The organism is Mycobacterium sp. 1081908.1 (assembly GCF_001673535.1).
In the GTDB taxonomy this organism is placed as follows: Bacteria; Actinomycetota; Actinomycetes; order Mycobacteriales; family Mycobacteriaceae; genus Mycobacterium.
Window position 1 is genome coordinate 1 of the sequence record NZ_LZLY01000108.1, and the last position, 24,571, is coordinate 24,571.

At 71.7% G+C, this 24,571-nt stretch carries 14 protein-coding genes and 3 pseudogenes; 6 read left to right on the forward strand and 11 right to left on the reverse strand.

From position 1 onward, the window contains the following. Positions 1 to 2,340, reverse strand: a pseudogene (locus A5655_RS29425) (PE family protein); the annotation flags it as partial. A gap of 143 nt (positions 2,341 to 2,483) precedes the next feature. Between A5655_RS29425 and A5655_RS17720 the strand changes: the two are divergent. Beyond that, positions 2,484 to 3,356, forward strand: coding sequence for a D-alanyl-D-alanine carboxypeptidase family protein (locus A5655_RS17720; protein WP_067012128.1), 873 nt, complete (start codon positions 2,484 to 2,486; stop codon positions 3,354 to 3,356). A 7-nt stretch (positions 3,357 to 3,363) separates the two neighbouring features. Here the strand turns inward: A5655_RS17720 and A5655_RS17725 are convergent, their stop codons facing one another. The 5 genes from A5655_RS17725 to ffh form a co-directional block, all read right to left on the reverse strand. Beyond that, entirely contained in the window at positions 3,364 to 3,957 is a 594-nt protein-coding gene (locus tag A5655_RS17725) for a TetR/AcrR family transcriptional regulator (RefSeq protein ID WP_067012130.1), read from the reverse strand. A 1-nt stretch (position 3,958) separates the two neighbouring features. Further along, on the reverse strand, positions 3,959 to 5,764 hold the full coding sequence (locus A5655_RS17730) for an amidohydrolase family protein (RefSeq protein ID WP_067012132.1): 1,806 nt from the start codon (positions 5,762 to 5,764) through the stop codon (positions 3,959 to 3,961). Positions 5,765 to 5,857: 93 nt separating this feature from the next. Continuing rightward, positions 5,858 to 7,381, reverse strand: coding sequence for a serine/threonine-protein kinase (locus A5655_RS17735; protein WP_067012134.1), 1,524 nt, complete (start codon positions 7,379 to 7,381; stop codon positions 5,858 to 5,860). A 37-nt stretch (positions 7,382 to 7,418) separates the two neighbouring features. After that, on the reverse strand, positions 7,419 to 8,495 hold the full coding sequence (locus tag A5655_RS17740; protein WP_156764912.1) for an amidohydrolase family protein: 1,077 nt from the start codon (positions 8,493 to 8,495) through the stop codon (positions 7,419 to 7,421). A gap of 12 nt (positions 8,496 to 8,507) precedes the next feature. Continuing rightward, positions 8,508 to 10,064 carry a signal recognition particle protein gene (ffh, locus tag A5655_RS17745; RefSeq protein ID WP_067012138.1) on the reverse strand — a complete coding sequence of 519 codons (1,557 nt, stop codon included), beginning with the start codon at positions 10,062 to 10,064 and terminating at the stop codon, positions 8,508 to 8,510. A gap of 137 nt (positions 10,065 to 10,201) precedes the next feature. Here ffh and A5655_RS17750 point away from each other — a divergent pair, with 137 nt between their 5' ends. The 3 genes from A5655_RS17750 (at position 10,202) to A5655_RS17760 (ending at position 14,271) form a co-directional block, all read left to right on the forward strand. Then, positions 10,202 to 10,999 carry an alpha/beta hydrolase gene (locus A5655_RS17750; RefSeq protein WP_067012140.1) on the forward strand — a complete coding sequence of 266 codons (798 nt, stop codon included), beginning with the start codon at positions 10,202 to 10,204 and terminating at the stop codon, positions 10,997 to 10,999. A gap of 87 nt (positions 11,000 to 11,086) precedes the next feature. Beyond that, positions 11,087 to 12,799, forward strand: a complete 1,713-nt coding sequence (locus tag A5655_RS17755; protein ID WP_067012142.1) for a DEAD/DEAH box helicase — start codon at positions 11,087 to 11,089, stop codon at positions 12,797 to 12,799. Between the two features lie 104 nt (positions 12,800 to 12,903). After that, positions 12,904 to 14,271: a 13E12 repeat family protein gene (locus A5655_RS17760; protein ID WP_156764913.1), complete on the forward strand. Its 1,368-nt coding sequence runs from the start codon at positions 12,904 to 12,906 to the stop codon at positions 14,269 to 14,271. Positions 14,272 to 14,278: 7 nt separating this feature from the next. On the opposite strand, the gene A5655_RS17765 is transcribed toward A5655_RS17760, so the two are convergent. From A5655_RS17765 to smc, 5 genes are all read right to left on the reverse strand, one after another. Next, positions 14,279 to 16,711: a [protein-PII] uridylyltransferase gene (locus A5655_RS17765; RefSeq protein WP_082978726.1), complete on the reverse strand. Its 2,433-nt coding sequence runs from the start codon at positions 16,709 to 16,711 to the stop codon at positions 14,279 to 14,281. 45 nt (positions 16,712 to 16,756) lie between these two features. Next, on the reverse strand, positions 16,757 to 17,095 hold the full coding sequence (gene glnB / locus A5655_RS17770; protein WP_066909426.1) for a nitrogen regulatory protein P-II: 339 nt from the start codon (positions 17,093 to 17,095) through the stop codon (positions 16,757 to 16,759). Beyond that, a complete protein-coding gene (locus tag A5655_RS17775; RefSeq protein ID WP_067012152.1) occupies positions 17,092 to 18,471 on the reverse strand; it encodes an ammonium transporter in 1,380 nt (459 codons plus the stop codon). The genes glnB and A5655_RS17775 overlap by 4 nt, the downstream gene beginning before the upstream one ends. Before the next feature lie 187 nt (positions 18,472 to 18,658). Then, on the reverse strand, positions 18,659 to 19,972 hold the full coding sequence (ftsY, locus tag A5655_RS17780) for a signal recognition particle-docking protein FtsY (RefSeq protein ID WP_067012148.1): 1,314 nt from the start codon (positions 19,970 to 19,972) through the stop codon (positions 18,659 to 18,661). A 171-nt stretch (positions 19,973 to 20,143) separates the two neighbouring features. Next, on the reverse strand, positions 20,144 to 23,743 hold the full coding sequence (gene smc, locus A5655_RS17785; RefSeq protein ID WP_067012150.1) for a chromosome segregation protein SMC: 3,600 nt from the start codon (positions 23,741 to 23,743) through the stop codon (positions 20,144 to 20,146). A gap of 294 nt (positions 23,744 to 24,037) precedes the next feature. On the opposite strand from smc, the pseudogene A5655_RS28795 reads away from it, so the two are divergent. Next, positions 24,038 to 24,229, forward strand: a pseudogene (locus A5655_RS28795) (PE family protein); the annotation flags it as partial. Positions 24,230 to 24,304: 75 nt separating this feature from the next. Continuing rightward, a pseudogene (locus tag A5655_RS28800) lies at positions 24,305 to 24,508 on the forward strand (PGRS repeat-containing protein); the annotation flags it as partial. Positions 24,509 to 24,571 lie beyond the last annotated feature (63 nt).

Below are 24,571 nucleotides of genomic sequence, written 5' to 3' on the forward strand. Positions count from 1 at the left end.
CCGGCAGGCGAGAAGAATGAACCGGTTGCCCCACCAGCCCCGTTGCCGCCGTTGCCGCCGGCACCGCCGGCGCCGCCGGCCCCGCCATCGCCGCCGTTACCGGAAAACCCGGCCGTGCTGCCGGCGCCGCCGGCCCCGCCGGCACCGCCGTCGTCGCCGGTGGTGACGGTGCTGCTTCCGCTCACGGCGCCGGCCGCGCCACCGGCCCCACCGGCCCCACCGGTACCACCGTTGCCGACGTACCCGGCTATGTTGCCGCGGCCGCCGGCCCCACCGGTCCCACCGTTGTCTCCCGTGGCGACCACGCTGGACGCCCCGACGGCCCCGGCCGCCCCACCGGCACCGCCGGCGCCACCGTTACCGCCGCTGCCTAAATTCCCGCCGATGTTGCCGGTGCCGCCGTACCCGCCGGCCCCGCCGTCGTCGCCGACGCCGACGGTGCTGTTGGTGACCGCCCCGCCGGCCCCGCCGGCCCCGCCATTGCCGCCGTCGCCGCCATGGCCGGTCAAGACGTCCCCGCCGGCGCCGCCGGAGCCGCCGTTGTCGCCGGAGTGCACGGTGCTGTCGGTGACGGTGCCGGCGTTCCCGCCGGCGCCGCCGTTTCCGCCATGGCCGGCCGAGGTGAAGACGCCGCCCGAGCCGCCGGCCCCGGTTCCGCCGGCACCGCCGGCACCGCCGTTGTCGCCGGTGGAGACGATGCTGGATGCGCTCACCGCCCCGGCGTCGCCGCCGTGACCGCCGGCACCACCGGCGCCGCCGCTCCCGAAATACCCGAGGCGGCTGCCGGTGCCGCCGTTTCCGCCCGCACCGCCCACGTCGCCCGTGGTGACGTCGGACCCCGTGACGGCCCCGGCGTCGCCGCCGTGACCGCCGGCACCACCGGCACCGCCGTTGCCGACAAACCCGGGAAGGCTGCCGGCACCGCCGGCACCACCGGCACCGCCCAGGTCGCCCGTGGTGACGTGGGAACCGCCGGTGATGGCCCCGGCCTCGCCGCCGTTACCGCCGGCGCCGCCGTTACCGCCGTTATTGACCCACCCGCCAAGGTTGCCCACGCCGCCCGCGCCGCCGGCACCACCGGTGTCGCCGGACACGACGGTGCTGTTGGTGACGGTCCCGCCGGCTCCGCCGTCGCCGCCGGCACCGCCGTCACCGCCGTTGCCCCAGATCGCGGCGACGTTGCCCGCTCCGCCGTTGCCGCCGGCTCCGCCGTTGGCGCCCGAGGAGACCGTGCTGTTGGTGACGGTCCCGTCGGCGCCACCGGTCCCGCCGGCACCGCCGTTACCGCCGTGGCCGAAGAGGGCCAGGCCGCCGGCACCGCCGGCCCCGCCCGCCCCGCCGATGTCGCCGGAGTAGACGGTGCTGCCGGTGACGGTCCCGCCGGCGCCACCGGTCCCGCCCACCGCCGTTACCGCCGTGGCCGAGAGGGCCAGCGCCGCCGCCGGCACCGCCGGCGCCGCCCGCCCCGCCGATGTCGCCGGATAAGACGGTGCCGCCGCTGACCGCCCCGCCACCTCCGCCGACCGCACCGTTACCGCCGCGCCCGCCATCGCCGACGAGGTACCCGCCGCGACCGCCGGCCCCGCCACCTCCGCCGGCCCCGCCGTTGCCGCCGGCGACGGTCGCGTCGCCGCCGGCACCGCCACCTCCGCCGGCCCCGCCATTGCCGAAGAAGCCCGCGTGCCCGCCGGCCCCACCCATCCCGCCGTCGGCGCCGGCGGTGGCGGCACCACCGGCGCCGCCCGCGCCGCCGTTGCCCGCCAGCAGTCCGCCGACTCCGCCGCGACCGCCGGCACCGCCGTTGGCTCCCGAGCCGCCGGCGCCCCCGGCACCGATCAGCCCGGCGGCGCCGCCGGCGCCGCCCTGCCCGGCCGCGTCGGTCGCGCCGGCGCCACCATTGCCGAAGAGGATCCCGCCGGGAGCGCCATTGGCTTGCGCCAGGGTGCCGCCCGCTATCCCGTTGGCGCCGTCACCGATCAGCGGGCGGCCCAACAGCGCATCGGTCGGCGCGTTGATCGCGGCCATCAGGTCTTGCTGCAGGGTCTGCAACGGGTTGGCGTTGGCCGCTTCGGCGGCCGCATACGAACGACTCGCGCTGGTCAACGCCTGAACGAACTGGGCATGAAACGCCGCCGCCTCAGTGGTGAGCGCATGGAACTGTTGGCCCTGGCCAGAAAACAGCGACGCGATGGCGGCCGACACCTCGTCCTGGGCCGCGGCGGCCACCCGCGTGATCGGGGCCGAGGCCGCCGAATTGGCCGCGCTGATCGACGCGCCGATACCGGCCAGGTCCGAAGCCGCCGAGGACACCGCCTCCTGGGCCGCCACCACGTACGACATCACTGTCCTCCAACCCAGGCGATCAGCGAATCACCGGACCGAAACGTCGAGCGCCAACGCTAGCCGGATTGGGAACGCGGCACGGCCGTTCTCGAAACCCGGAAATAGCCCTGGCCCAAGCCCGGAAGTTAAACTGTGCGGCCATGCGAAAGCTCATGGCCGCGATCAGCGCCCTGCTGGCGGCCGGTGCCGTCGCGGGAGCGACGCCCGCCTCGGCCGACAGCACGCAGCCGATCGGTTCGGTGCCCATCCCCGACGGCCCGGCGCAGACCTGGATCGTGGCGGACCTGGACAGCGGTCAGGTGCTGGCCGCCCGCGACGCGAGCGTGCCCCACCCGCCCGCCAGCACCATCAAGGTGCTGTTGGCGCTGGTGGCCCTGGACCAGGTGAGCCTGGACTCCACCGTCGTCGCCGACGTCGCCGACACCCAGGTCGAGTGCAACTGCGTCGGCATCAAGCCCGGCCGGACCTATACCGCGCGCCAATTGCTGGACGGGCTGCTGCTGGTTTCCGGCAACGACGCGGCCAACACCCTGGCGCACCTGCTGGGCGGCCCGGACGCCACCGTGGCCAAGATGAACGCGAAGGCCGCGTCCCTGGGGGCGACGAGCACCTTTGCCGCGACGCCCTCCGGGCTGGACGGGCCGGGTGGGTCGGGGGCGTCGACGGCGCACGACCTGGCCGTCATCTTCCGGGCCGCGATGGCCAACCCGGTGTTCGCGCACATCACCGCCGAGCCGTCGGCGATGTTCCCCGGCGACCACGGCGACGAGCCGATCACCAACCAGGACGAGCTGTTACAGCGCTATCCCGGCGCCATCGGCGGCAAGACGGGCTTCACCGACGCCGCGCGCAAGACCTTCGTCGGCGCCGCCGCCCGCGGTGGGCGCCGGCTGGTGATCGCGATGATGTACGGGCTGGTGAAAGCCGGCGGACCGACGTACTGGGACCAGGCCGGCAGCCTGTTCGACTGGGGCTTCGCGCTGAACCCCGAGACGGGCATCGGCTCGCTTTAGTACCCGGCTATTGCGGCAGCGCCGCGTTCAGCAGCGCGGTCAGCACCGGGATCCGCCGCTCCGCGATGTGTGGTTGCGGCAGAACGCCTTCCACCACCGCGGCCCCGTCGAACACGTTGGTCATCAGCGCCACGACGACCGGGAACGTGTCCTCCGGGAACCCCTCGGCGCCGGGCAGCGCCCGCGCGGCGTCGTGGATCTTCGCCGAGTACTGCCCCAGCTCGTGTTGCATTGTCTCCCTGAGCTTTTCGTCGGTGCGCGCGGCGATCAGCAGTTCGTAGATCACGGCGTTGGTCGGGCCGGCGGTGATGTCCCGCAGGATCGCCAGGGCGGCTTCGAGCGCGGGCTGGTCGGCCGGAATTTCAGCGACGCGCTTGGTGAACGACTCCAGCTGCCGGCGCAACACCTCGGACGCGGTGACCGCCATGAAGTCGCCCATGGTCTCGAAGTGGCGGAACAGGGCGCCGACGGAGACCCCCGCGCGCTTGGTGATCACCGCGGCCGACGCGCGGGCGTAGCCGACCTCGATGATGGTGTCGACGCACGCCTCGAGGAGCCGCCCGACGGTTTCCTCTCGACGCTGCTGCTGCGTCCTGGCCATCTCAGGCCCCGACTTTGACGGCGGTTGCGCCCCGCTGCCGCTCCCCCGCCCGCAGGTAGCGCCCCGACTTCACCGTGTGTCCGTAGCCCTCGCGGAACTCGCCCTTTCCGAAGACGACGGCGCCGCCGACGCCGCGCGCGACGACGGCGTCGTCGTTGCGATTGACCATGCGCCGCAGGCCGCCGTAGAACGGCACCTCTTCCTCGTGGTAGCCGTCCACCGACTCGTTCAGGCCGGCCGGGTCGATCACGACGAAGTCCGCGCGGTCGCCCTCGCGCAGCGTGCCGGCATCGATGCCGAACCACTCCGCCAGTTCGCCGGTCAGCCGGTGCACCGCATGTTCGGTCGACATGAACGGCGCGCCGGCGCGGTGGGCGTCGCGGGTGCGCTTGAGCATCTTGAGCGGAAAGTTGTAGAACGCCATGTTGCGCAGGTGCGCCCCGGCGTCGGAGAAGCCCATGTGGACGCTGGGCTCGGCGGCCAGCTTGTTGAGCTGCTTGGGCCGGTGGTTGGCCACGATGGTGGTCCACCGGACGTTGCGCTCACCGTTCTCGACGAGCACGTCGAGGAACGCGTCGAGCGGGTGCAGCCCGCGCTCGTCGGCGATCGCGCCAAAGCTCTTGCCGATCAACGACTTATCAGGGCACTCGACGATCACCGCGTCGTGGAAGTCACGGTGCCACAGCGACGGGCCGAGCTTGATCCGGTCGAACTCGCGCCGGAACTTGCGGCGGTACTCCCTGTCGGCCAGCAGCTCGTTGCGTTCCAGTTGGTCGCGCAGGTGCAGGGCGGCCGTCCCGGCGCCGAACTCCTCGAAGACCGGCAGATCGATGCCGTCGGAGTACAGCTCGAACGGGACCGGCAGGTGCTGGAACCGCACGCTCGAGCCCAGGACCTTGTTCAGCAGGCGAGTGCCGAGCCCGAAGGTGTGCACGGCCAGCGGCATGGACTTGGCGTCCGCCGACACCAGCATGCTCATCCGAACACCCTTGCCGCGACCGAAGATCCGGCTGCTGGTCAAAAAGAACATCAGCGCGGACGTCGCGTTCTCGACGTCGGGGGCGCTCTGCAGCATCCGGCCGCGCTTGCGCAGCACCTTGATCAGCCGGCGCCGCTCCCGCCACGTCGCGAAGGTGGACGGGAGGGCGCGCGACCGGAAGCGGTCGCCGTCGAGCTTGTCGATGGCCGCGTCCATGCCGGACATGCCGAGCATCCCGCCGTCGAGCGCCTCCTCCAGCAGCGCCGCCATCTTGTCCAGCTCGGCGTCGGTGGGCCGAACCGTGTCGTCGGTGGCCCGATCCAGCCCCAGCACCGCGGTCCGCAGGTCCGAATGACCAAGCAGCGAGCCGACATTCGGCCCCAGCGGCAGCGCGTCGAGCGCCCGGATATAGTCCGCGGCCGTCGACCACGTCTTGGTGGAATCCAAAGCGCCGTAGACGTATTCGCGGGGCACGGCCTCGACCCGGCTGAACAGGTCGGCCGCGTCCTCGGAATCGGCGTACACCGTCGACAGCGAGCAGTTGCCCAGCAGCACGGTCGTGACGCCGTGGCGCACCGACTCCCGCAGCCCGGGGTCCAGCAGCACCTCGGCGTCGTAGTGGGTGTGCACATCGATGAAGCCCGGCACGATCCACTTGCCGGCGGCGTCGATCACCTCGGCGCAACCGGTCTCGTCCAGCGGCGTGCGGGACACGGTGGCCACCACGCCGTCGCGGATGCCGAGCGTGCGAGTCCGCGGCGCGCGGCCCGTGCCGTCGAACCACAGTCCGTCGCGAATGATCACGTCGTAGGTCACCGTTGCCTCCAAGGTCGTCGGGTTGCCAAGAACCGTAACATAGATAGCAAGTGCTCGCAATCTTTTCTGACGGCGCGTCTGGTCGCGAGAAAATGCCTGGTCAAGTCAGCGAGGGGGGTCGGGCACCGTCACACCGGGCGGCACGTCGCCGCCACGGGTGGCCACCGCGGGAGCCCGAAGCACCGCGCCCTGCTGGCCACATTCGTTGCTTTGCACGGTGACGGTCATCTCGCCGGCGAGGCCGCCCTGCGGGCGCGGCCGCAGCGACAGCACCTGCGTCGTGGCCTGCGTCCGTTCGGTCCCGTTCCCCCCGACGCAGGGGAATGTTCCCTTTTCCGGGCGCGACAGCCAACGGCCGTCGCGGAACTCCAACACGACCGGCGCGGCGACGGATGCCTTCGGCTGCGTGTGGTCGGTGTCGTCCAGCGGGGCGCCGACGGCGGTGCAGGAGGCGGGCGCGCACGACGAGCGGAAGGCCCACCAGGTGCTCACGTCGGGCGGTTGGGGGTCGGGCGTGAGGTTGAACGTCTGCCGGGTGCGCTGCACCTCGAGGCGGTACGTGCCGTCGAGGGGGGCCGGCGCGCTCTCCGTCGGGCGGGCCGCCGGGGCGGCGGTCGCGTCGGTCTTGCGCCCGGCGAAGAAGCCGACGGCGAGCAGCCCCGCGACGACCACGACCGCCGCCGCGCCCAGGACGACCCGGCGGCGGCGGTGCCGCTTCGGTGCGGCCACCGCGGGCTTGGCCGCGTCGGGGTCCGCGGCGAGATCCACCACGACGTCGTCGGGGCGGTCGGCCAGCGGGGCCGCGGGCGGGAGCGGGCAGGAGTAGGCCGGGTACTCGGCCACCAGGACGGCCTCGGGGCTGCGGTCTCGGCTACGCACGCCGGCCTGCTCGTTCAGCGCCTCGGCGAACGCGAGGCAGGTCTCGAACCGGTCGGCGGCGCTGGTCGCGAGCGCCCGGGTGAACACGCCGTCCAGGCCCGCTAATTCCGGGCGCAGGTCGCTGAGCGCGGTGCCGGGTGGCGGCGGCGCCCCGGCCAACAGGTGGAACGCGGTGGCCGCCAGCGCGTACTGGTCGGCGCGGCCGTCGGCGCCGGCGCCCGCCAGTTCGGGCGCGGCGTAGCCGACCGTGCCGAGCCGGCCGGCGATGCCGAAGTCGGTCAACAGGGTCCGTTGCTCGCCTTCGCCGCGGCCCATCAGCAAGACGTTGGCGGGCTTGACGTCGCGATGCAGCAGCCCGCGCTTGTGCGCGTAGTCGAGCGCGTCGGCGACGGCGGTCACGATGGAAAGCACCTCGCCCGCGGGCGAGACGGCCGGGAATCGATCGGCGATCAGCCGCGCGGCGTTGATGCCCTCGACGTACTCCATCGCGACGTACAGCTCGTCGTCGAACTCGCCGCGGTCCCGGACCTCGACGATGTTCGGGTGATAGAGGTTGGTCGCGATCGGGTTCTCCGCCCAAAATCGCCGGCGGAACTCGCCATCCGTCGACAACCACGGCGCCAGGACCTTCAACGCCTGCCAGCGCGACGAACGGGGGTCCTGGACAAGATAGACCGCACCAGTCGCTCCAGAACCCAGCCTCCGCGCGACCAGGTAACCGGCGAAGGTCGCGCCGCTGGCCAACGCCATCACGCGATCCTAGCCACGATCGGGGCGCCGCGCGCGCCTAGCCACGTGGCCGAAAGACCTTGCCGCGCAATATCACCAGGTCCGGCCGGTTCAGCACGGCGGGGCCGTGTCTGGGGTCCTCGGAGTAACACAACAGGTCGGCCGACGCGCCGTGATCGAGGCCGGGCCGGCCCAGCCAGCGACGGGCGTCCCAGCACGCCGCGCCCAACGCCTCGGTCGGGCTCATCCCGATGCTCTTGAGGGCCTCGACCTCGTCGGCGATCCGCCCGTGCGCGATCATGCTGCCGGCGTCGCTGCCGGCGTAGATCGGCACGCCCGCCTCGCGCGCCGCGGCCGTGCGCGCCCGGCAGCGGGCGTGCAGGTCGCGCATGTGCGCGGCGTAGGCCGGGTAGCGCGCCGCGGAGTCGGCGATGCCTTCGAAGTTTTCCAGGGTGTTGATCAGCGTGGGGACGAGCGCGGTCCCCTGCTCGAGCATCAGGGCGATGGTGTCGTCGGTGAGGCCGGTGCCGTGTTCGATGCAGTCGATGCCGGCGTTGATCAGGCCGGGCAGCGCGTCCTCGCTGAAGACGTGCGCGGTGACCCGGGCGCCGTGGGCGTGCGCGGCGTCGATCGCGGCCTTGAGCACGTCGTCGGACCACAGCGGGGCCAGGTCGCCGACGCCGCGGTCGATCCAGTCGCCGACCAGCTTGACCCAGCCGTCGCCGCGCCGCGCCTCGCGGGCCACCGCGTCGGGCAGCTGGGCTTCGTCCTCGAGTTCGTCGGCGAAGCCCCGCGAGTAGCGCTTGGGCCTGGCCAGGTGCTTGCCGGCCCGGATGATGCGGGGCAGGTCGTCGCGGTCGTCGAGGCTGCGGGTGTCGGTCGGGGCGCCGCAGTCCCGCAGCAGCAGCGCGCCGGCGTCGCGTTCGGTCTCGGCCTGGCCGATGGCCTCTTCGATCGGGATCTCGCCGTCGTCGCCGAGCCCGACGTGACAGTGCGCGTCCACCAGCCCGGGCACGATCCAGCCGCCGTCGAACACGGTGTCGGCGCCCGCGACCGGTTCGGTGCTGATGCGGCCGTCGACGACCCACAGCTGGATCTCGGTCTCGCCGGGCAGCTCCAGGCCCCGCAGGCGCATCCGCACGGGCGGCTAGTTCTTGCCCGGGTTGCCGGGGAACTTGAGCTTGGACAGGTCGAAGTCGGCCAGGCCGGGTGGCAGCTCGTCGAGGCCCTTGGGCATCTGCGACAGGTCGGGGAAGCCGGCGGGCATGCCCTGCATGAGCGGGTTGCGGGCCTTGGGCGGCGTCGGGCCCCGTCCGCCCTTCTTGCCCTTCTTGCCCTTGCCCGCTTTGCCTTTTCGGGTCGCGGACTTGCGGCCGAGACCCGGGATGCCCATGCCGCCGAGCATGGACGACATCATCTTGCGGGCCTCGAAGAAGCGGTCGACCAGCTGGTTGACCTCCGCCACCGTCACGCCGGAGCCGTTGGCGATGCGCAGCCGCCGCGAGGCGTTGATGATCTTCGGGTCGGCGCGCTCCTGCGGCGTCATCCCGCGGATGATGGCCTGTAGTCGGTCGAGCTGGCGGTCGTCGACCTCCGCCAGCGCGTCCTTCATCTGGCCGGCGCCGGGCAGCATGCCCAACAGGTTGCCGATCGGACCCATCTTGCGGATGGCCAGCATCTGTTCGAGGAAGTCCTCCAGCGTCAGCTCGCCGCTGCCGATCTTGGCGGCGGCCTCCTCGGCGCGCTGCGCGTCGAAGACCTGCTCGGCCTGCTCGATCAGGGTCAGCACGTCGCCCATGCCCAGGATGCGGCTGGCCATCCGGTCCGGGTGGAAGATGTCGAAGTCCTCGAGCTTCTCGCCGCTGGAGGCGAAAAGGATTGGGACGCCGGTGACCTCGCGGACCGAGAGCGCGGCGCCGCCGCGGGCGTCGCCGTCGAGCTTGGTCAGCACCACGCCGGTGAAGCCGACCCCCGCGCCGAACGCCTCGGCGGTCGCGACGGCATCCTGGCCGACCATCGCGTCCAGGACGAACAGCACCTCGTCGGGGTCGACGGCGTCGCGGATGGCCGCGGCCTGCGCCATCAGCTCGTCGTCGATGCCCAGCCGTCCCGCGGTGTCGACGATGACGACGTCGAAGTGCTTGGCGCGGGCCTCGGCGAGCCCCGCCGCCGCGACGGCGACCGGGTCGCCTGGCCCGGACTCCGGGGACGCCCCGGGGTGCGGCGCGAACACCGGAACCCCGGCGCGCTCGCCGACGACCTGCAGCTGGTTCACCGCGGCCGGCCGCTGCAAGTCGCACGCCACCAGCAGCGGCGTGTGCCCCTGTCCGCGCAGCCAGGCGGCCAGCTTGCCGGCCAGGGTCGTCTTACCGGAACCCTGCAAACCGGCGAGCATCACGACCGTCGGCGGCGTCTTCGCGAACGCCAGCTGGCGGGTCTCGCCACCCAGGATGCCGATCAGTTCTTCGTTGACGATCTTGACGACCTGCTGCGCCGGGTTCAGCGCGCCGGAGACCTCGGCGCCCTTGGCGCGCTCCTTGATCCGGCCCACGAACGCCCGCACCACGGGCAACGACACATCCGCTTCCAACAGCGCCAGGCGGATCTCGCGGGTGGTGGCCTCGATGTCGGCGTCGGTCAGACGACCCTTGCCCCGCAGCCCCGCCAGGGCACCGGTCAATCGGTCGGACAGCGATTCAAACACCCCGCCAGCCTAGTGGCTGTGTCCTGAATGCCGAGCGTGCGGCTGGCCGCACATTCGGCGCCGAGGGTGCGGCTGGCCGCACGCTCGCGGGGCTGCAGGGGCTTGACGCCGCGACGCGAGCGAAGAAAAGTCAGCTCATGCTCGAGGTGATCGACAAGGGTTCGTGCACCGACGCGCACCCCGTGCCGCTGCTCTTCGTGCACGGCGGCTGGCATGGCGCGTGGTGCTGGGACGAGCACTTCCTGGATTTCTTCGCCGACGCGGGCTACCGCGCGGTCGCGATGAGCCTGCGCGGGCACGGCGGCAGCCCCACCGACAAGCCGATGCCGAGGGTTTGCATCGAGGACTACATCGACGACGTCCGTTCGGTGGCCGACGACCTGGGCGGCGCGCCGGTGCTGATCGGGCACTCCCTGGGCGGCTACACGATCCAGCGCTACCTGGAAGACCGGGCGGCGCCGGCCGCGGTGCTGGTGGGCTCCCTGCCGCCGTCGGGCGTGCTCGGGGCGGCGCTGCGCGTCTGGCGCCGGCGGCCCTGGATGACCGTGCACTCGTTCAACGACCCCACGCTGGTCAAGTTCCTCCGCACGTCGAAACTCGCCCGCGCGTACCTCTTCTGCGCGGACACGCCCCAGGACATCGTCGAATCCTGCTGGCACCGCGCCGGGCCCGAGAGCATCCGCGCGGCGATGACCGACCCGATGTTCCGTCGGGTCAAAACCCAGCGCGTCACCACCCCGATCCTCGTGCTCGGCGCCGTGCACGACGGCTTCGTCAGCGTCGGCTCGGTGCGCGCCACGGCGCGCGCCTACCGGACCGAGCCGGAGTTCTTCCCGATGGGTCACAACATGATGCTCGAACCGGGCTGGGCCGACGTCGCCAAGCGAATCCACACGTGGCTGGAAAGCCGCGACCTGGCGCGCCACGCTGACTAGTTAGCGTCGCTGCTGCGCCGAAAAGCGTTGGCATGCTACATTTCACACCCGCCGCCGAACCGAGCCGGCCGTGTCGAGGATGCAACTTTGGGGGGAGCTGTTTCGGTGCAGGCGGGCAGCGACACCGGCTTGGCATTGCGTGGCTGGCAGCGCCGGGCGCTGGTCAAATACCTGGCCGCGCAGCCGCGCGATTTCCTGGCCGTCGCCACCCCCGGTTCCGGTAAGACGACATTCGCGCTGCGGGTTGCGACCGAACTGCTCGGACAGCGCGCCGTCGACCAGGTCACGGTCGTGGTGCCCACCGAGCACCTCAAGGTGCAGTGGGCGTTGGCGGCACAGCGGCACGGCCTGGCGCTGGACCCGAGGTTCGCCAACACCAGCCCCCAGACCTCGCCGGAGTATCACGGCGTGATGGTCACCTACGCGCAGGTCGCCGCGCACCCCACGCTGCACCGGGTGCGCACCGAGCAGCGCAAGACCCTGGTCATCTTCGACGAGATCCATCACGGCGGTGACGCCAAGACCTGGGGCGAGGCCATCCGGGAGGCCTTCAGCGACGCGACCCGCCGGCTCGCGTTGACGGGCACGCCTTTTCGCAGCGACGACAGCCCCATCCCGTTCGTCACGTACACCTCCGGCGGCGACGGGGTGCTGCGGTCACAGGCCGACCACACCTACGGCTACACCGAGGCCCTCGCCGACGGCGTGGTCCGGCCGGTGGTGTTCCTCGCCTATTCGGGGCAGGCCCGCTGGCGCGACAGCGCCGGCGAGGAGCACGCCGCGCGGCTGGGCGAGCCGCTGTCCGCCGAGCAGACCGCGCGCGCGTGGCGCACGGCGCTCGACCCGGCCGGCGAATGGATGCCCGCGGTGATCGCGGCCGCCGACGAGCGGCTGCGCCAGAAGCGGGCCCACGTGCCCGACGCCGGCGGCATGATCATCGCCTCCGATCGCACCGCGGCCCGCGCGTACGCGGCCCTGCTGACGAAGCTCACCGCCGAGCCGCCGACCGTCGTGCTGTCCGACGACCCCGGGTCGTCGGCCCGGATCACCGAATTCGCCGAAAGCACCAGCCGCTGGCTGGTCGCGGTTCGGATGGTCTCGGAGGGGGTCGACGTCCCCCGGCTGTCGGTCGGCATCTACGCCACCAGCGCCTCGACGCCGCTGTTCTTCGCCCAGGCCATCGGCCGGTTCGTGCGGTCGCGCCGGGCCGGTGAGACCGCGAGCATCTTCCTGCCGTCGGTGCCCAGCCTGCTGCAGCTGGCCAGCGAGCTGGAGGCCCAGCGCAACCACGTGCTCGGCGAGCCGCACCGCGCGGACGCCGATCCCCTCGACGGTGATCCGGCCGTGCGGACGCAAACCGAAAAGACGGAAACGGACACGGGTTTCACCTCGCTGGGCGCCGACGCCGAGCTGGACCAGGTCATCTTCGACGGGTCGTCCTTCGGCACCGCCGCCCCGGCCGGCAGCGAGGAGGAGGCCGACTACCTCGGCATCCCCGGGTTGCTCGACGCCGAACAGATGCGCGCACTGCTACACCGGCGCCAGGACGAGCAGCTCAAGAGGCGGGCCGCCAATGGTGCGCCGACCCCGGCGCCCTCGATGCACGGCCAGCTGCGCGACCTGCGCCGCGAGCTCAACACGCTGGTCTCGGCGACGCACCACCGCACCGGCAAGCCGCACGGCTGGATCCACAACGAGCTGCGCCGCCGCTGCGGCGGCCCGCCGATCGCCGCGGCGACGCGTGACCAGATCCAGGCCCGCATCGAAGCGCTGAGGCAGTTGAACTCCGAGCACTCGTAGTTCTGGGGCGGCCGGACTTATCCACAGTTGCGGTTTTATCCACAGATTGCCGCCGGCAGGCCCGAATTCGTACGTTTGTTCGATAGATTTGCGGTGTGGGTTTCGTGGGTGCGGAGGTGGCGCGGGAGCGGATCGGTGCCGCTCTGGACGCGATCGATGCCGCCCACGACGCGCTGCGGGAGACCTCGTCGGATCTGGTCGGCAACGACTTTCGCGTCGCGGTGGCCGAGCGGCTGGAAACTCAGGAGCGGGTCAATCGGGGGTTGATGTACCGGTTCTTCGGTGAGATCGCCGAGCCCCCCGACGGCGCCGAGTCCGCCCCGGCGGTGCGGGGACGGTTGTGCGCGCGGCTGCGCATCACCCCCGGGGAGCTGACGCGCCGGTTCAAACTCGCCGCGCGGATTCGGCCGCGGCGCTCGCTGACCGGGCCGTCGTTGCCGCCCGAGCTGGAGGCGCTGGCCGGCGCGGTCGAGGCCGGCGCGCTCGGCGAGGACCACATCCGCGTGATCTGTCACGCCCTCGATGTTCTTCCCGCCGCCGTGGCACCGGCCGACGTGGACGAGGCCGAACGCGTCCTGATCGAGCACGCCACGAAACTGGACTCTGGGGTGGTGACCCGCCTGGGCAAGCGCGTCGCCGACTACCTCAACCCCGACGGGCACTTCACCGATGACGACCGGGCGCGGCGCCGCTCGCTGCGCCTGGGCCCGCAAGGCCCCGACGGCATGTCCCGGCTAACCGGGCTGCTCGACCCCGAGGCCCGCGCCTACTTCGAAGCCATCGAAGCCGCGGTGCGCCCCGGACGCCACCAACCCGACGGGCCCGAGGAGCGCGACACGCGCAGCCCCGCCCAGCGCGGCCACGACGCCCTCAAACTCGCGATGAAGACCGCGATCGGCTCGGGTCAGCTCGGAACGCATCGCGGCCATCCGGTCACCGTGGTCGTCACCACCACCCTGGCCGAACTCAACCAGGCCGCCCACGCCGTCGTGGATCCCACCCTCGCCATGCCCGCCCCGGCGCGCACCGGTGGCGGGTCCCGGCTGCCCATGTCCGACCTGATCCGCATGGCCGCCAACGCGATTCACTATCTGGCGGTGTTCGACGACCACACCGCCCGGCCGCTCTACCCGGGCCGGCAAAAACGCATCGCCACCGCCGACCAACGCCTCATCTGCTACGCCCGCGACCGCGGCTGCACCCGACCCAACTGCCTCGTGCCCGGCTATCACTGCGAGGTGCACCACGCCCCCGACTGGGCCGCCGGCGGGCAAACCGACGCCGACAAGCTCTTCTTCGCCTGCGGCTGCGACCACGCCGGCGCCAGCAACGGCGACTACCACACCACCGTCACCGACACCGGCCGCCTCGCCTGGACCGACGGCACCGGCCCACCGGAAATCAACCACGCCCACCACCCCGAAGAACTCCTGCACGGCGACCCCGACCCACCCGACGAAGACGAGCAGTGAGACGCGCCTACGCCTCCAGGCCGCCCAGCACCGCCATCAGCTGCTTCTCCACCGCCGCCTGCGCGTCGGGCTCGTCGGGCAGCTCCACGCAGAACACGTCGGCCGCCGTCGACCCGAACGTGTGCACCTTGGCCCATCTGAGGTCGGCACCCGCGCGCTCCAGCGCCCGGGCCAGCAGCGCGAGCAGTCCCAGTCGGTCCATGGCCCGGACCTCGATCAGCGCCTGGCCGGACGCCGCGGGGTCCAGCCACTGGATGTGGGGCGGGGCGGTCGACCGCGTGACGGGCACCCCGACCTGGACCTCGCCGGCCCGCTCGGTCGCCGCGCTGGCGGCGTCGGTGTCGCGCTTCTCCAGCGTGCCGAGGACGTCGACGCCGCCCAGCGCATTGGTGAACTGCTGGCGCAGCAGGCCCGCCTCGGGAGGCGAGCCGAACAGCGGCGACACCACGAACTCGATGATCGCCGCGCCCTCGTGCGTGTTGACCGACGCCGAATGGATGCGCAGCGAGTTCAGGGCGAGCACGGCGGCGGCGTTCGACACCAGTCCGCGCTGGTCCGGCGCGATCATCGCCAGGTTCAGGCGCTCACCGCCGCCCGCCTCGATCCGCACATGCACCCCCCGGTCGGCCGCAAGCGAAAGATATTGCGGCGCAGTCGGTTCGGCCTGCGGCAGCGGCTCGCCCGCCATCACCAGCCGGCAGCGGCGCACCAGGTCCTCGATCAGGGACGCCTTCCAGTCACTCCACACCCCGGGGCCCGTCGCCTTCGAGTCCGCCTCGGTCAGCGCGTGCAACACCTCCAGCAAGAGCGGATCGCCGTCCAGCGCGTCGGATACGGCCTCGATCGTCTTGGGGTCGTTGAGGTCGTTGCGCGTCGCGGCCACCGGCAGCAGCAGGTGGTGGCGGACCAGCTTCGACAGGAACTCCGCGTCTTTGGGCGACACTCCGAGCCGCGGCGCGATTTCGAGGGCCATCTCGGCCCCGAGCACGCTGTGGTCGACTCCCCTGCCCTTGCCGATGTCGTGCAGCAGCGCGCCCAGCGCGAGCAGATCGGGCCGCGCCACGCGGGTGGCCAGCGGCGCCGCGTTGACCGTGGTCTCGATGACGTGACGATCCACCGTCCACTTGTGCGCGACGTCGCGGGGCGGAAGGTCGCGGATCGCAGCCCATTCCGGCACCAACCGTTCCCACAGCCCGGTGCGGTCGAGCGCCTCGACCGTCGCCACCGCGGTGGGGCCCGCGGAGAGCACGACCAGAAGGTCGTCCAATGCCGTACTGGGCCAAGGGATTTGCATCTCGGGCGCGCCGGCGGCCAGGCGACTCAGGGTGGCGGCGCCGATCGGCAACCCGGTGTCCGCCGACGCCGCGGCGACCCGCAGCACCAGCCCGGCGTCGGATTCGGGTGCGGCGTCGCGGGCGAGCACGATCTCGCCCGCGTACTCGACCACACCCTCGTCCAGCGGTCGGCGCTTGGGCCGCCGCACCAGGGCCGACACGCCTCGGCGCGGCAACGCGTTTTCCGCGGTCCGCAGCCCGGTCTCCGCGTGGTAGGCGATGGTGCGGCCCGCGTCGGACAGCTTGCGGGACAAGTCGAATCGATCACCGATGTGCAGGGCCGCGCTGATCTCGTCGGCGTACTGGGCCAGCAGCTGGTCCCGGCCGCGCCCCGAGACCCGGTGCAGCTCGGTGCGCACGTCGAGCAGCGTCAGGTAGGCCTCGTCGAGCGAACCGCCCGGCGTTTCCGGGCGGGCCATGCCGTGGCGGTCGATGAGCTGGGCCACCCCGAGCGCGTTGAGCAATTGGACGTCGCGAAGGCCGCCGCGTCCCGATTTGAGGTCCGGTTCCGCGCGCTGCGAAATGCGGCCGCAGCGCTGCCAGCGGGCCTGCGTGATTTCGATCAGCTCACCCATTCGGGAGCGAATTGCGCTGCGCCACTGCCTTCTTGCGCCCGCGATCAATTCCTCGGACAGCCGCGCGTCGCCGGCGATGTGACGGGCATCCAGCATGCCCAGGGCCGCGATCATGTCGGTGTTGGCGACGCCGAGCGCCCCGGGAACCGTTCGCACGCTGTGGTCCAGCCGAACGTTGGCGTCCCACAACGGATACCACAGCTTGTCGGCTACCTGTTGCAGCACCTCGGCGGACTTGTAGTCGTGCAACAACATCAGGTCCAGATCGGAGTACGGCAGCAGTTCGTGGCGGCCCAGCCCACCGATCCCGACGATCGCGAAGCCGCTGGCGTCGGTGATGCCGATCTCGTCCGCCTTGGCGGTCAGCCACGACTCGTGCAGATCCTGCCAGGCGTGCCGCAGCTCGGCCGCCCCCAGCCCGCGCCCATCCGACAGCAACCGGCGCCGCGCGGCAACCAAATCGCTTGCCCCGCAGCCGTTTTCCGTGCCCGATCCAGATGGCCCGGACGGGCCGGGTGGGTCCTCTTTCATACCCTCCCGGCCCGTCCGGCCTGAATCAGCAAGCTACGGTCAAGGTCAGAGGGCATCGGTCCCGCGTTCACCCGTGCGCACCCGCACGATGGTTTCCACGGGGCTCACCCAGACTTTGCCGTCCCCGATCTTGCCGGTGCGGGCCGCCCGGACGATGCTGTCCACGACCTTGTCGACGATGGAGTCGTCGACGACGACCTCGATCCGCACCTTGGGCACGAAGTCGACCGAGTATTCCGCACCCCGGTAGACCTCTGTGTGGCCCTTCTGCCGCCCGTAGCCCTGGATTTCGCTCACCGTCATCCCCAGGACGCCCGCCTCTTCGAGGCTGGTCTTGACGTCGTCGAGGGTGAACGGCTTTACGATCGCGGTGACCAGCTTCATGATTGCTCTGCCTCCACTTTCTCCTCGACCTCGGCACCGTTACGGTCGTCCACGACGGCCCGCGTCGCAAACACCGACCCCTGGCCACCGATCACTCCGAAATCGTAACTGGTCTCAGCATGCTCGGCCTCGTCGATACCCGAGGATTCCGCCTCGGGGTCGAGTCGCAGCCCGATGGTGTACTTCAGGATCAGCGCCAAGATGAGCGTCACGATGCCGGAATAGAACAGGACGGCGAACGCGCCGACCGCCTGCCGCTCCAGCTGCGACCACCCGCCGCCGTAGAACAATCCCTTGGACACCCCGGCGACGCCGTTGATGGCCGTGCTCTCCGGCGCGGCGAGCAGGCCCACCAGCAGCGTGCCCGTCAGACCGCCGATCATGTGCACGCCGACCACGTCGAGCGAGTCGTCGAAGCCGAGCTTGAACTTCAGCCCGACCGCCAGCGCGCACACCACGCCGGCCACCAGGCCGACCACGATCGCTCCCAGCACGTTGACCGAAGAGCAGGACGGCGTGATCGCGACCAGCCCGGCGACGATGCCCGACGCCGCTCCCAGCGTCGTCGGCTTGCCGTCGCGGATGCGCTCGGTCAGCAGCCACGCCAGCATGGCGGTGGCCGTCGCGATCGTCGTCGTCATGAACGTCGACCCGGCGGAGCCGTTCGAGCTGGTCGCCGACCCGGCGTTGAACCCGAACCAGCCGAACCACAGCAACCCGGCGCCGAGCATGACGAACGGCAGGTTGTGCGGGCGGAACAGCGTCGTCGGCCAGCCCTTGCGCTTGCCCAGCACGATCGCCAGCGCCAGCCCCGCCACACCGGAGTTGATATGGACCGCCGTTCCACCTGCGAAGTCGATCGCGTGCAGCTTGTTGTTGATCCAGCCGCCGTGCTCGGAGGCGAAGCCGTCGGCCGCGAACACCCAGTGCGCGACCGGGAAGTAGACCAGCGTCGCCCACAGCCCGGCGAACACCAGCCACGCGGTGAACTTCAGCCGGTCCGCCACCGCGCCCGAGATCAGGGCGACGGTGATGATCGCGAACATCAGCTGGAAGGCCACGAAGACCGTGGCCGGCATGGTGCCGGCGAGCGGGATGTCGACTTGCGCGGTGCCCTTCGACGGATCCGCCTTGACGGCGTTCCCGCCGATGAGCTTCGCCAGGCCCCAGTAGTCGGTCGGGTTGCCGACCACCCCGCCCTTGCTGTCGCCGAACGACATCGAGTAGCCGTACAGCACCCACAGCACGGTGACGACGCCCATCGCGCTGATGCTCATCATGATCATGTTGAGCACGCTTCGGGTACGGACCATGCCGCCATAGAAGAAGGCCAGGCCCGGCGTCATCAAAAGCACCAGAGCGGAACTCGCCAACATCCAGGCGGTGTCGCCCGTATCGGGTTGGCCCAATTGCGGGAATGCCACGCGCTATCACCTCCGGTCGCACAGGAAAGGCCGTCAGACGTCCGTCTGTGGCCTGCGAGAACCATGCGCAATTGTTGTTTCGGCGATGGTGCCGCCATGTTTCGGCGGTATTAACGTCGCGCTGGGCGTGTAAGCGGCCTCAGCCGAGCAGGGCGTCCACGAATGCGGCGGGTTCGAACGGCGCCAGATCGTCGGGACCTTCGCCGAGTCCGACCAGCTTCACCGGCACCCCGAGTTCTTGTTGGACGCGGAATACGATGCCGCCCTTGGCCGTTCCGTCCAGCTTGGTCAGCACCGCGCCGGTGATGTCGACGACGTCGGCGAAGACCCGCGCCTGGGCCAGCCCGTTCTGCCCGATGGTGGCGTCGAGCACCAGCAGCACCTCGTCGACCGCGGCGCGCCGGGTCACCACCCGCTTGACCTTGTCCAGCTCGTCCATCAGCCCGACCTTGGTGTGCAGCCGCCCGGCGGTGTCGATGACGACGACGTCGGCGCCGGCCGCGATGCCCTTGTCGACCGCGTCGTACGCCACCGAGGCGGGGTCGGCGCCCTCGGCGCCGCGCACCACCTCGGCGCCCACCCGCGCGGCCCAGGTCTGCAGCTGATCGGCGGCCGCGGCCCGGAACGTGTCGGCCGCGCCCAGCACGACGCGGCGCCCGTCGGCGACCAACACCCGGGCCAGCTTGCCGACGGTCGTCGTCTTTCCGGTGCCGTTGACGCCGACGACCAGCAGCACCGACGGGTGGTCGGCGTGCGGCAGCGCCCGGATCGAGCGGTCCATGCCGGGTTGCAGCTCGTTGATCAGGACGTCGCGCAGCACGGCCTTCGCGTCGGCCTCGGTGCGCACGCTGCCGCTGGCCAGCCGGCCGCGCAGCTGCGTGATCACCGACTCGGCGACGACCGGGCCGAGGTCGGCGACCAACAGCGTGTCCTCGACGTCCTGCCAGGATTCCTCGTCCAGGTCGCCGCCGCCGATCAGGCCGAGCACGCTGCGGCCGAGCGCGTTCTGCGAGCGGGCCAGCCGGCCGCGGAGTCGCTCCAGCCGGCCTTCGGGTGGGGCGATGGCCTCGATCTCGGCGGCCTCGGTGGCCTCGGGCGCGTGCGGCGCGGCCTCGGGCGCGGGCGGTGGCGCGAGCGTCTCGGGCTCCGGCAGTTCGACGTCGGAGATCGTGCGCCGCGGCGCGTCGCGGGGGACGGTCGCGTCGTCGCCCACCGCGGGCAGGCCCGTGGTGTCGAGGGTCGGGGTGTCGAGCGTCGGGGTGTCGAGTGTCGGGGTCCGGCTGAACGTGATGCCGGAGGACGCGGTGTAGCCGCCGGAACGGTCGAGTTCCCCAGGTTCGGGCCGCGCCAGGCTGATCCGCCGGCGGCGGTACCGCACCAGGCCCAGGACCAGCGCGGCGATGACGACCAGGGTGGCGGCGACCGCGATCGCGATCCAAAGACCTTGGGGCACGCAGACAATCCTTCCAGCAGTGGGTCAACCGACGCTCGGGTGTGTCTCCTTGGCGGAGAATTGACGGAGAATTGACGGAGAATTGACGGAGAAATCGCCGAAATCCCGCCGTCAATACACGCGGAAAGCCGTCAGCTCACACTGAAGCTCACACTGAAGCGTTTGTCTGGTCTATGTGGGGCTCGAGACCAGCTGCTCCACCTGCTGGCCACGCATCCGCTGCGAGATCACCGCGGTGATGCCGTCGCCCTGCATGGTCACGCCGTACAGCGCGTCGGCGACCTCCATCGTGGGCTTCTGGTGGGTGATGATGATGATCTGCGACTTGGCCCGCAGCAGTTCGAACAGGCTGATCAGCCGGCGCAGGTTGGTGTCGTCGAGCGCCGCCTCGACCTCGTCCATGATGTAGAACGGCGACGGGCGGGCCCGGAAGATCGCGACCAGCATGGCCACCGCCGTCAGCGCCTTCTCGCCACCGGACAGCAAAGACAGCCGGGTGATCTTCTTGCCGGGCGGACGCGCCTCCACCTCGATGCCGGTGGTGAGCATGTCGCCCGGATCGGTCAGCCGCAGGCGGCCCTCGCCGCCGGGGAACAGCACGGCGAAGACTTCGCGGAATTCGCGTTCGACGTCGATGAACGCGTCGTTGAAGACCTGCAGGATGCGCGCGTCGACGTCGGCGATGACGTCGAGCAGGTCCTTGCGGGCGGCCTTGACGTCCTCGAGCTGGGTGGACAGGAAGTTGTAGCGCTCCTCGAGCGCAGCGAACTCCTCCAGCGCCAGCGGGTTGACCCTGCCCAGCTCGGCCAGTTCTTTCTCGGCCCGCTTGGCCCGGCGCTCCTGGGTGGCCCGGTCGTAGGGGATCGGGGCGGGCGCGAAAACCTGCTCGCCGCGCTCCTTGGCCTGCTCGTATTCGGCCATCTCGAGATCCGTGGGCGGCAGCTGATTCTCCGGCCCGTACTCGGCGATCAGGTCGTCCGGCGACATGCCGAACTGCTCGAGCACCATCTGCTCGAGCTGCTCGATGCGCATCGCCGCCTGGGCGTTGGCCACCTCGTCGCGGTGCAGCGAGTCGGTGAGCTTGGTCAACCGCGCGCTCAGCGCGTTCACCTCGTCGCGCACCGTCGCCATCGCGGCCGTGCGCTCCCGCCGTTCGGCGACCAGCGCGTCGCGCATTGCCGATGCCGCGTCGACCACCCGGTCCAGCCGCGACGCCAGCAACCGGCCCGCGTCGGCGACGGCGCCCGCCGCGGCGGCCGCGTGCAGCCGCGCCGCGCGCGCCTGCTGGGCCCGCAGCCGCGCCTCGCGTTCGGCCGCGGCGGCGCGCCGCAAGGAGTCCGCCCGCCCGCGCACCGCGTTGGCCCGCTCCTCGGCGGTCCGGACCGCCAGCCGGGCCTCCACTTCCACGCCGCGGGCGCTCTCGGCGGCGGCGGCGATCTGCAGGCGGTTCGCGGGTTCGGCCGCCTGCACGAGCTGGGTCTCCTGGGCGTTGCGCAGCCGGGTTTCCAGCGCGGTGACCTCTTCGACGGTCTGCGCGCGCCCCGCCTCGGCCTCCTCGCGCTGGCGCAGCAGCCTGGCCCACTCCTCCTCGGCCGCCCGGGCTTCCTGCCCGAGCCGGCCCAGCTGCTCGTACATCGCCGAGATGGCCGTGTCGGATTCGTTGAGGGCGGCCAGCGCCTGCTCGGCGGAGTCCTGCCGGGCGATCTGCTCGGTCAGCGCGCCGGACAGGGCCGCGCTGAGCTGCTCCACCTGAGCTTCCGCGGCCGTCAGTTCCGCGCCGGCCTTGTCGATTTCCGAGGTGAGCTCCAGCGTGGACAGCTTGCGGTCGGAGCCCCCGCTCACCCAGCCGGCGCCCACCAGGTCGCCGTCGAGCGTGACCGCGCGCAGCTGGGGACGCGCCGCGACCAGGTCCAGCGCGGCGCCGAGGTCGTTGACGACCGCGACGCCGGAAAGCATGGCGGTCATCGCGCCGCGCAGCCGCGGGGGCGCCTCGACCAGATCGAGCGCCCACAGGGCGCCGCCGGGCAGGGCGGCGTGCGGCGCGGGCTGATCGGCCGGCCAGTCGCCCAACACCAGGGCCGCGCGGCCGCCGTCGGCCTGCTTGAGGGCGGCAACCGCCGAACGCGCCGCGCCGAAGCTCTCGGCGGCCAGCGCGTCGGCCGCCGATCCGAGCACCGCCGCCAGCGCCGTCTCGTAGCCGGACCGCACCTTGACCAGCTTGGCGATCGGGCCGAAAAGCCCTGTGCCGCCGTGGTTTTGCGTGAGCCATGCAGCGCCGTCCTTGCGCTCCAGCCCGACCGAGAGCGCGTCGATGCGGGCGCGCAGCGACGCCACTTCCCGCTCGGCGCCGCGCTCGGCGGCCTGCAGCTCGGCGACGCGTTCGCCGGCCAGCCGCAACGCGGCCACGGTGCGCTCGTGGTGCTCGTCGAGGCCCACCTCGCCCTGGTCCAGCTCCCCGACGCGGGCCTGCACGGTCTCGAACTCCGCGCGGGTCTGCTGCGCGCGGGCGGCGGCCTCTTCGATGCGCTCCGAGAGCCGCGCCACGCTGTCGTCGATCGATTCGACGCGCGCCCGCATGGTCTCCACCTGGCCGGCCAGCCGCGCCAGGCCCTCGCGCCGGTGCGCCTCCGCGCGGACCGCCGCCAGGTGGGCCCGGTCGGCCTCGGCGGCCTCGGCCTCGCGCTCGGCCAACGCGGCGCGGGCGGCGTCCAGGCGGGTGCGCGCGCCGGCCAGCTCGGCCAGCAGCCGCTGCTCGGTCACCTCCACCTGCTGGGCCTCGGCCTCCAGCGCGTCGGGGTCGGTGTCGCCGGTGGTCACGGGCTCGACGTCGAGATGCTGCGCGCGTTCGCTGGCGATGCGGCCCGCATCGCCGACGCGCTCGGCCAGCGCGGACAGCCCGAACCAGGTGTGCTGGACGGACTCGGCCCGCCCCGAGAGCTCGGCCAGCGCCGTCTCGTGCGCGGCCAGCTCCTGCGACGCCACCTCCAGCCGCGCGGCGGCCTCGTCGTGCTCGCGGCGCATCAGGGCCTCGGCCTCGAAGATCGCGTCGCGCTCCACCTGGCGGCTGACCAGGTCGTCGGCGGCCAGCCGCAGCTTGGCGTCGCGCAGGTCGGCCTGAATGGTCTGGGCGCGACGGGCCACCTCCGCCTGGCGGCCCAGCGGTTTGAGCTGGCGGCGCAGCTCGGTGGTCAGGTCGGACAGCCGGGCCAGGTTCGCCTGCATCGCGTCGAGCTTGCGCAGCGCCTTTTCCTTGCGCTTGCGATGCTTGAGCACGCCTGCGGCCTCCTCGATGAAGGCGCGGCGGTCCTCGGGTCGCGACTGCAGGATCTCGTCGAGCTTGCCCTGCCCGACGATGACATGCATCTCGCGGCCGATCCCCGAGTCGCTCAGCAGCTCCTGGACGTCCATCAAACGGCAACTGCTGCCGTTGATTTCGTATTCACTGGCGCCGTCGCGGAACATCCGGCGCGTGATCGACACCTCGGAGTATTCGATGGGCAGCGCGTCGTCGGAGTTGTCGATGGTGACGGTCACCTCGGCGCCGGCCAGCGGGGCCCGCGACGAGGTGCCGGCGAAGATGACGTCCTCCATCTTTCCGCCGCGCAGCGTCTTTGCGCCCTGCTCCCCCATCACCCACGCCAGAGCGTCGACCACGTTGGACTTGCCGGAGCCGTTGGGCCCGACGACGGCGGTGATGCCCGGCTCGAAGCGCAGAGTCGTCGGCGAAGCGAAGGACTTGAAGCCCTTCAGCGTCAGACTCTTGAGGTACACAGCGCGCCAGACTACCGGTCAAATCGCCGGCGCCCGGCTTCCCCGAGGGGTGTCGGTGCGCCTCAAATTTGCCTGGCGTTCACGCTCCGGCGCACTGGTCACAGTGGTCACATCAGTCACTGAACGGCGCCCCACGCCCGCGAATTTTGGCGAATCGGGAAACAAAGCGAAACGCTTCGGGAAAGCGCGCACACGACATCCGATACAACTGTATGGTGCCTACCACCCCGATACATCTGTATTGCACCGAGCTGGAGGTACGACGTGTCTTTTGTCATCGCGCTGCCGGAGGCAGTGTCAGCGGCGGCCTCCGACTTGGGCCGTCTCGGTTCGGCGATCAGCGAGGCCAACGCGGCCGCGGCGGGCCCGACGACGGGGCTGCTGGCCGCAGGTGCCGATGAGGTGTCCGAGGCCATCGCCGCGCTGTTCGGGTCGCACGCCGCGGCGTATCAGGCGCTGACCGCCGAGGCCGACGCGTTTCATCAGCAGTTCGTGCAGCTGTTGAGCGGGGGCGCGGCGTCGTATGCCGGCGCCGAGGCCGCCAACGTCCAGCAGACCTTGATGGGCGCGATCAATGCGCCGTTCGAGGCGGCGCTGGGTCGACCGCTGATCGGAAACGGCGCCAACGGCGCGCCGGGAACGGGGGCCGCCGGCGGGGACGGCGGGATCCTGTGGGGCAACGGCGGGGCCGGCGGGTCCGGCTCGGCGGGCCACGCCGGCGGGGCAGGCGGGAACGCCGGGTTGTTCGGCATCGGCGGCGCCGGGCACCGTCGCGCTGTCCACCACCTCGAGCTTCAAATCCGGTGCGGCGTCCAGCAAGTCGGCGGG

What these genes read in the sequence shown, in the direction of transcription:
- A5655_RS17720 (WP_067012128.1), top strand. Translation starts at nt 2,484, where the DNA reads ATGCGAAAGCTCATGGCCGCGATCAGCGCCCTGCTGGCGGCCGGTGCC.
- A5655_RS17725 (WP_067012130.1), bottom strand. Translation starts at nt 3,957, where the DNA reads ATGGCCAGGACGCAGCAGCAGCGTCGAGAGGAAACCGTCGGGCGGCTC.
- A5655_RS17735 (WP_067012134.1), bottom strand. Translation starts at nt 7,381, where the DNA reads ATGGCGTTGGCCAGCGGCGCGACCTTCGCCGGTTACCTGGTCGCGCGG.
- A5655_RS17740 (WP_156764912.1), bottom strand. Translation starts at nt 8,495, where the DNA reads ATGCGCCTGCGGGGCCTGGAGCTGCCCGGCGAGACCGAGATCCAGCTG.
- A5655_RS17750 (WP_067012140.1), top strand. Translation starts at nt 10,202, where the DNA reads ATGCTCGAGGTGATCGACAAGGGTTCGTGCACCGACGCGCACCCCGTG.
- A5655_RS17765 (WP_082978726.1), bottom strand. Translation starts at nt 16,711, where the DNA reads ATGAAAGAGGACCCACCCGGCCCGTCCGGGCCATCTGGATCGGGCACG.
- glnB (WP_066909426.1), bottom strand. Translation starts at nt 17,095, where the DNA reads ATGAAGCTGGTCACCGCGATCGTAAAGCCGTTCACCCTCGACGACGTC.
- A5655_RS17775 (WP_067012152.1), bottom strand. Translation starts at nt 18,471, where the DNA reads ATGTTGGCGAGTTCCGCTCTGGTGCTTTTGATGACGCCGGGCCTGGCC.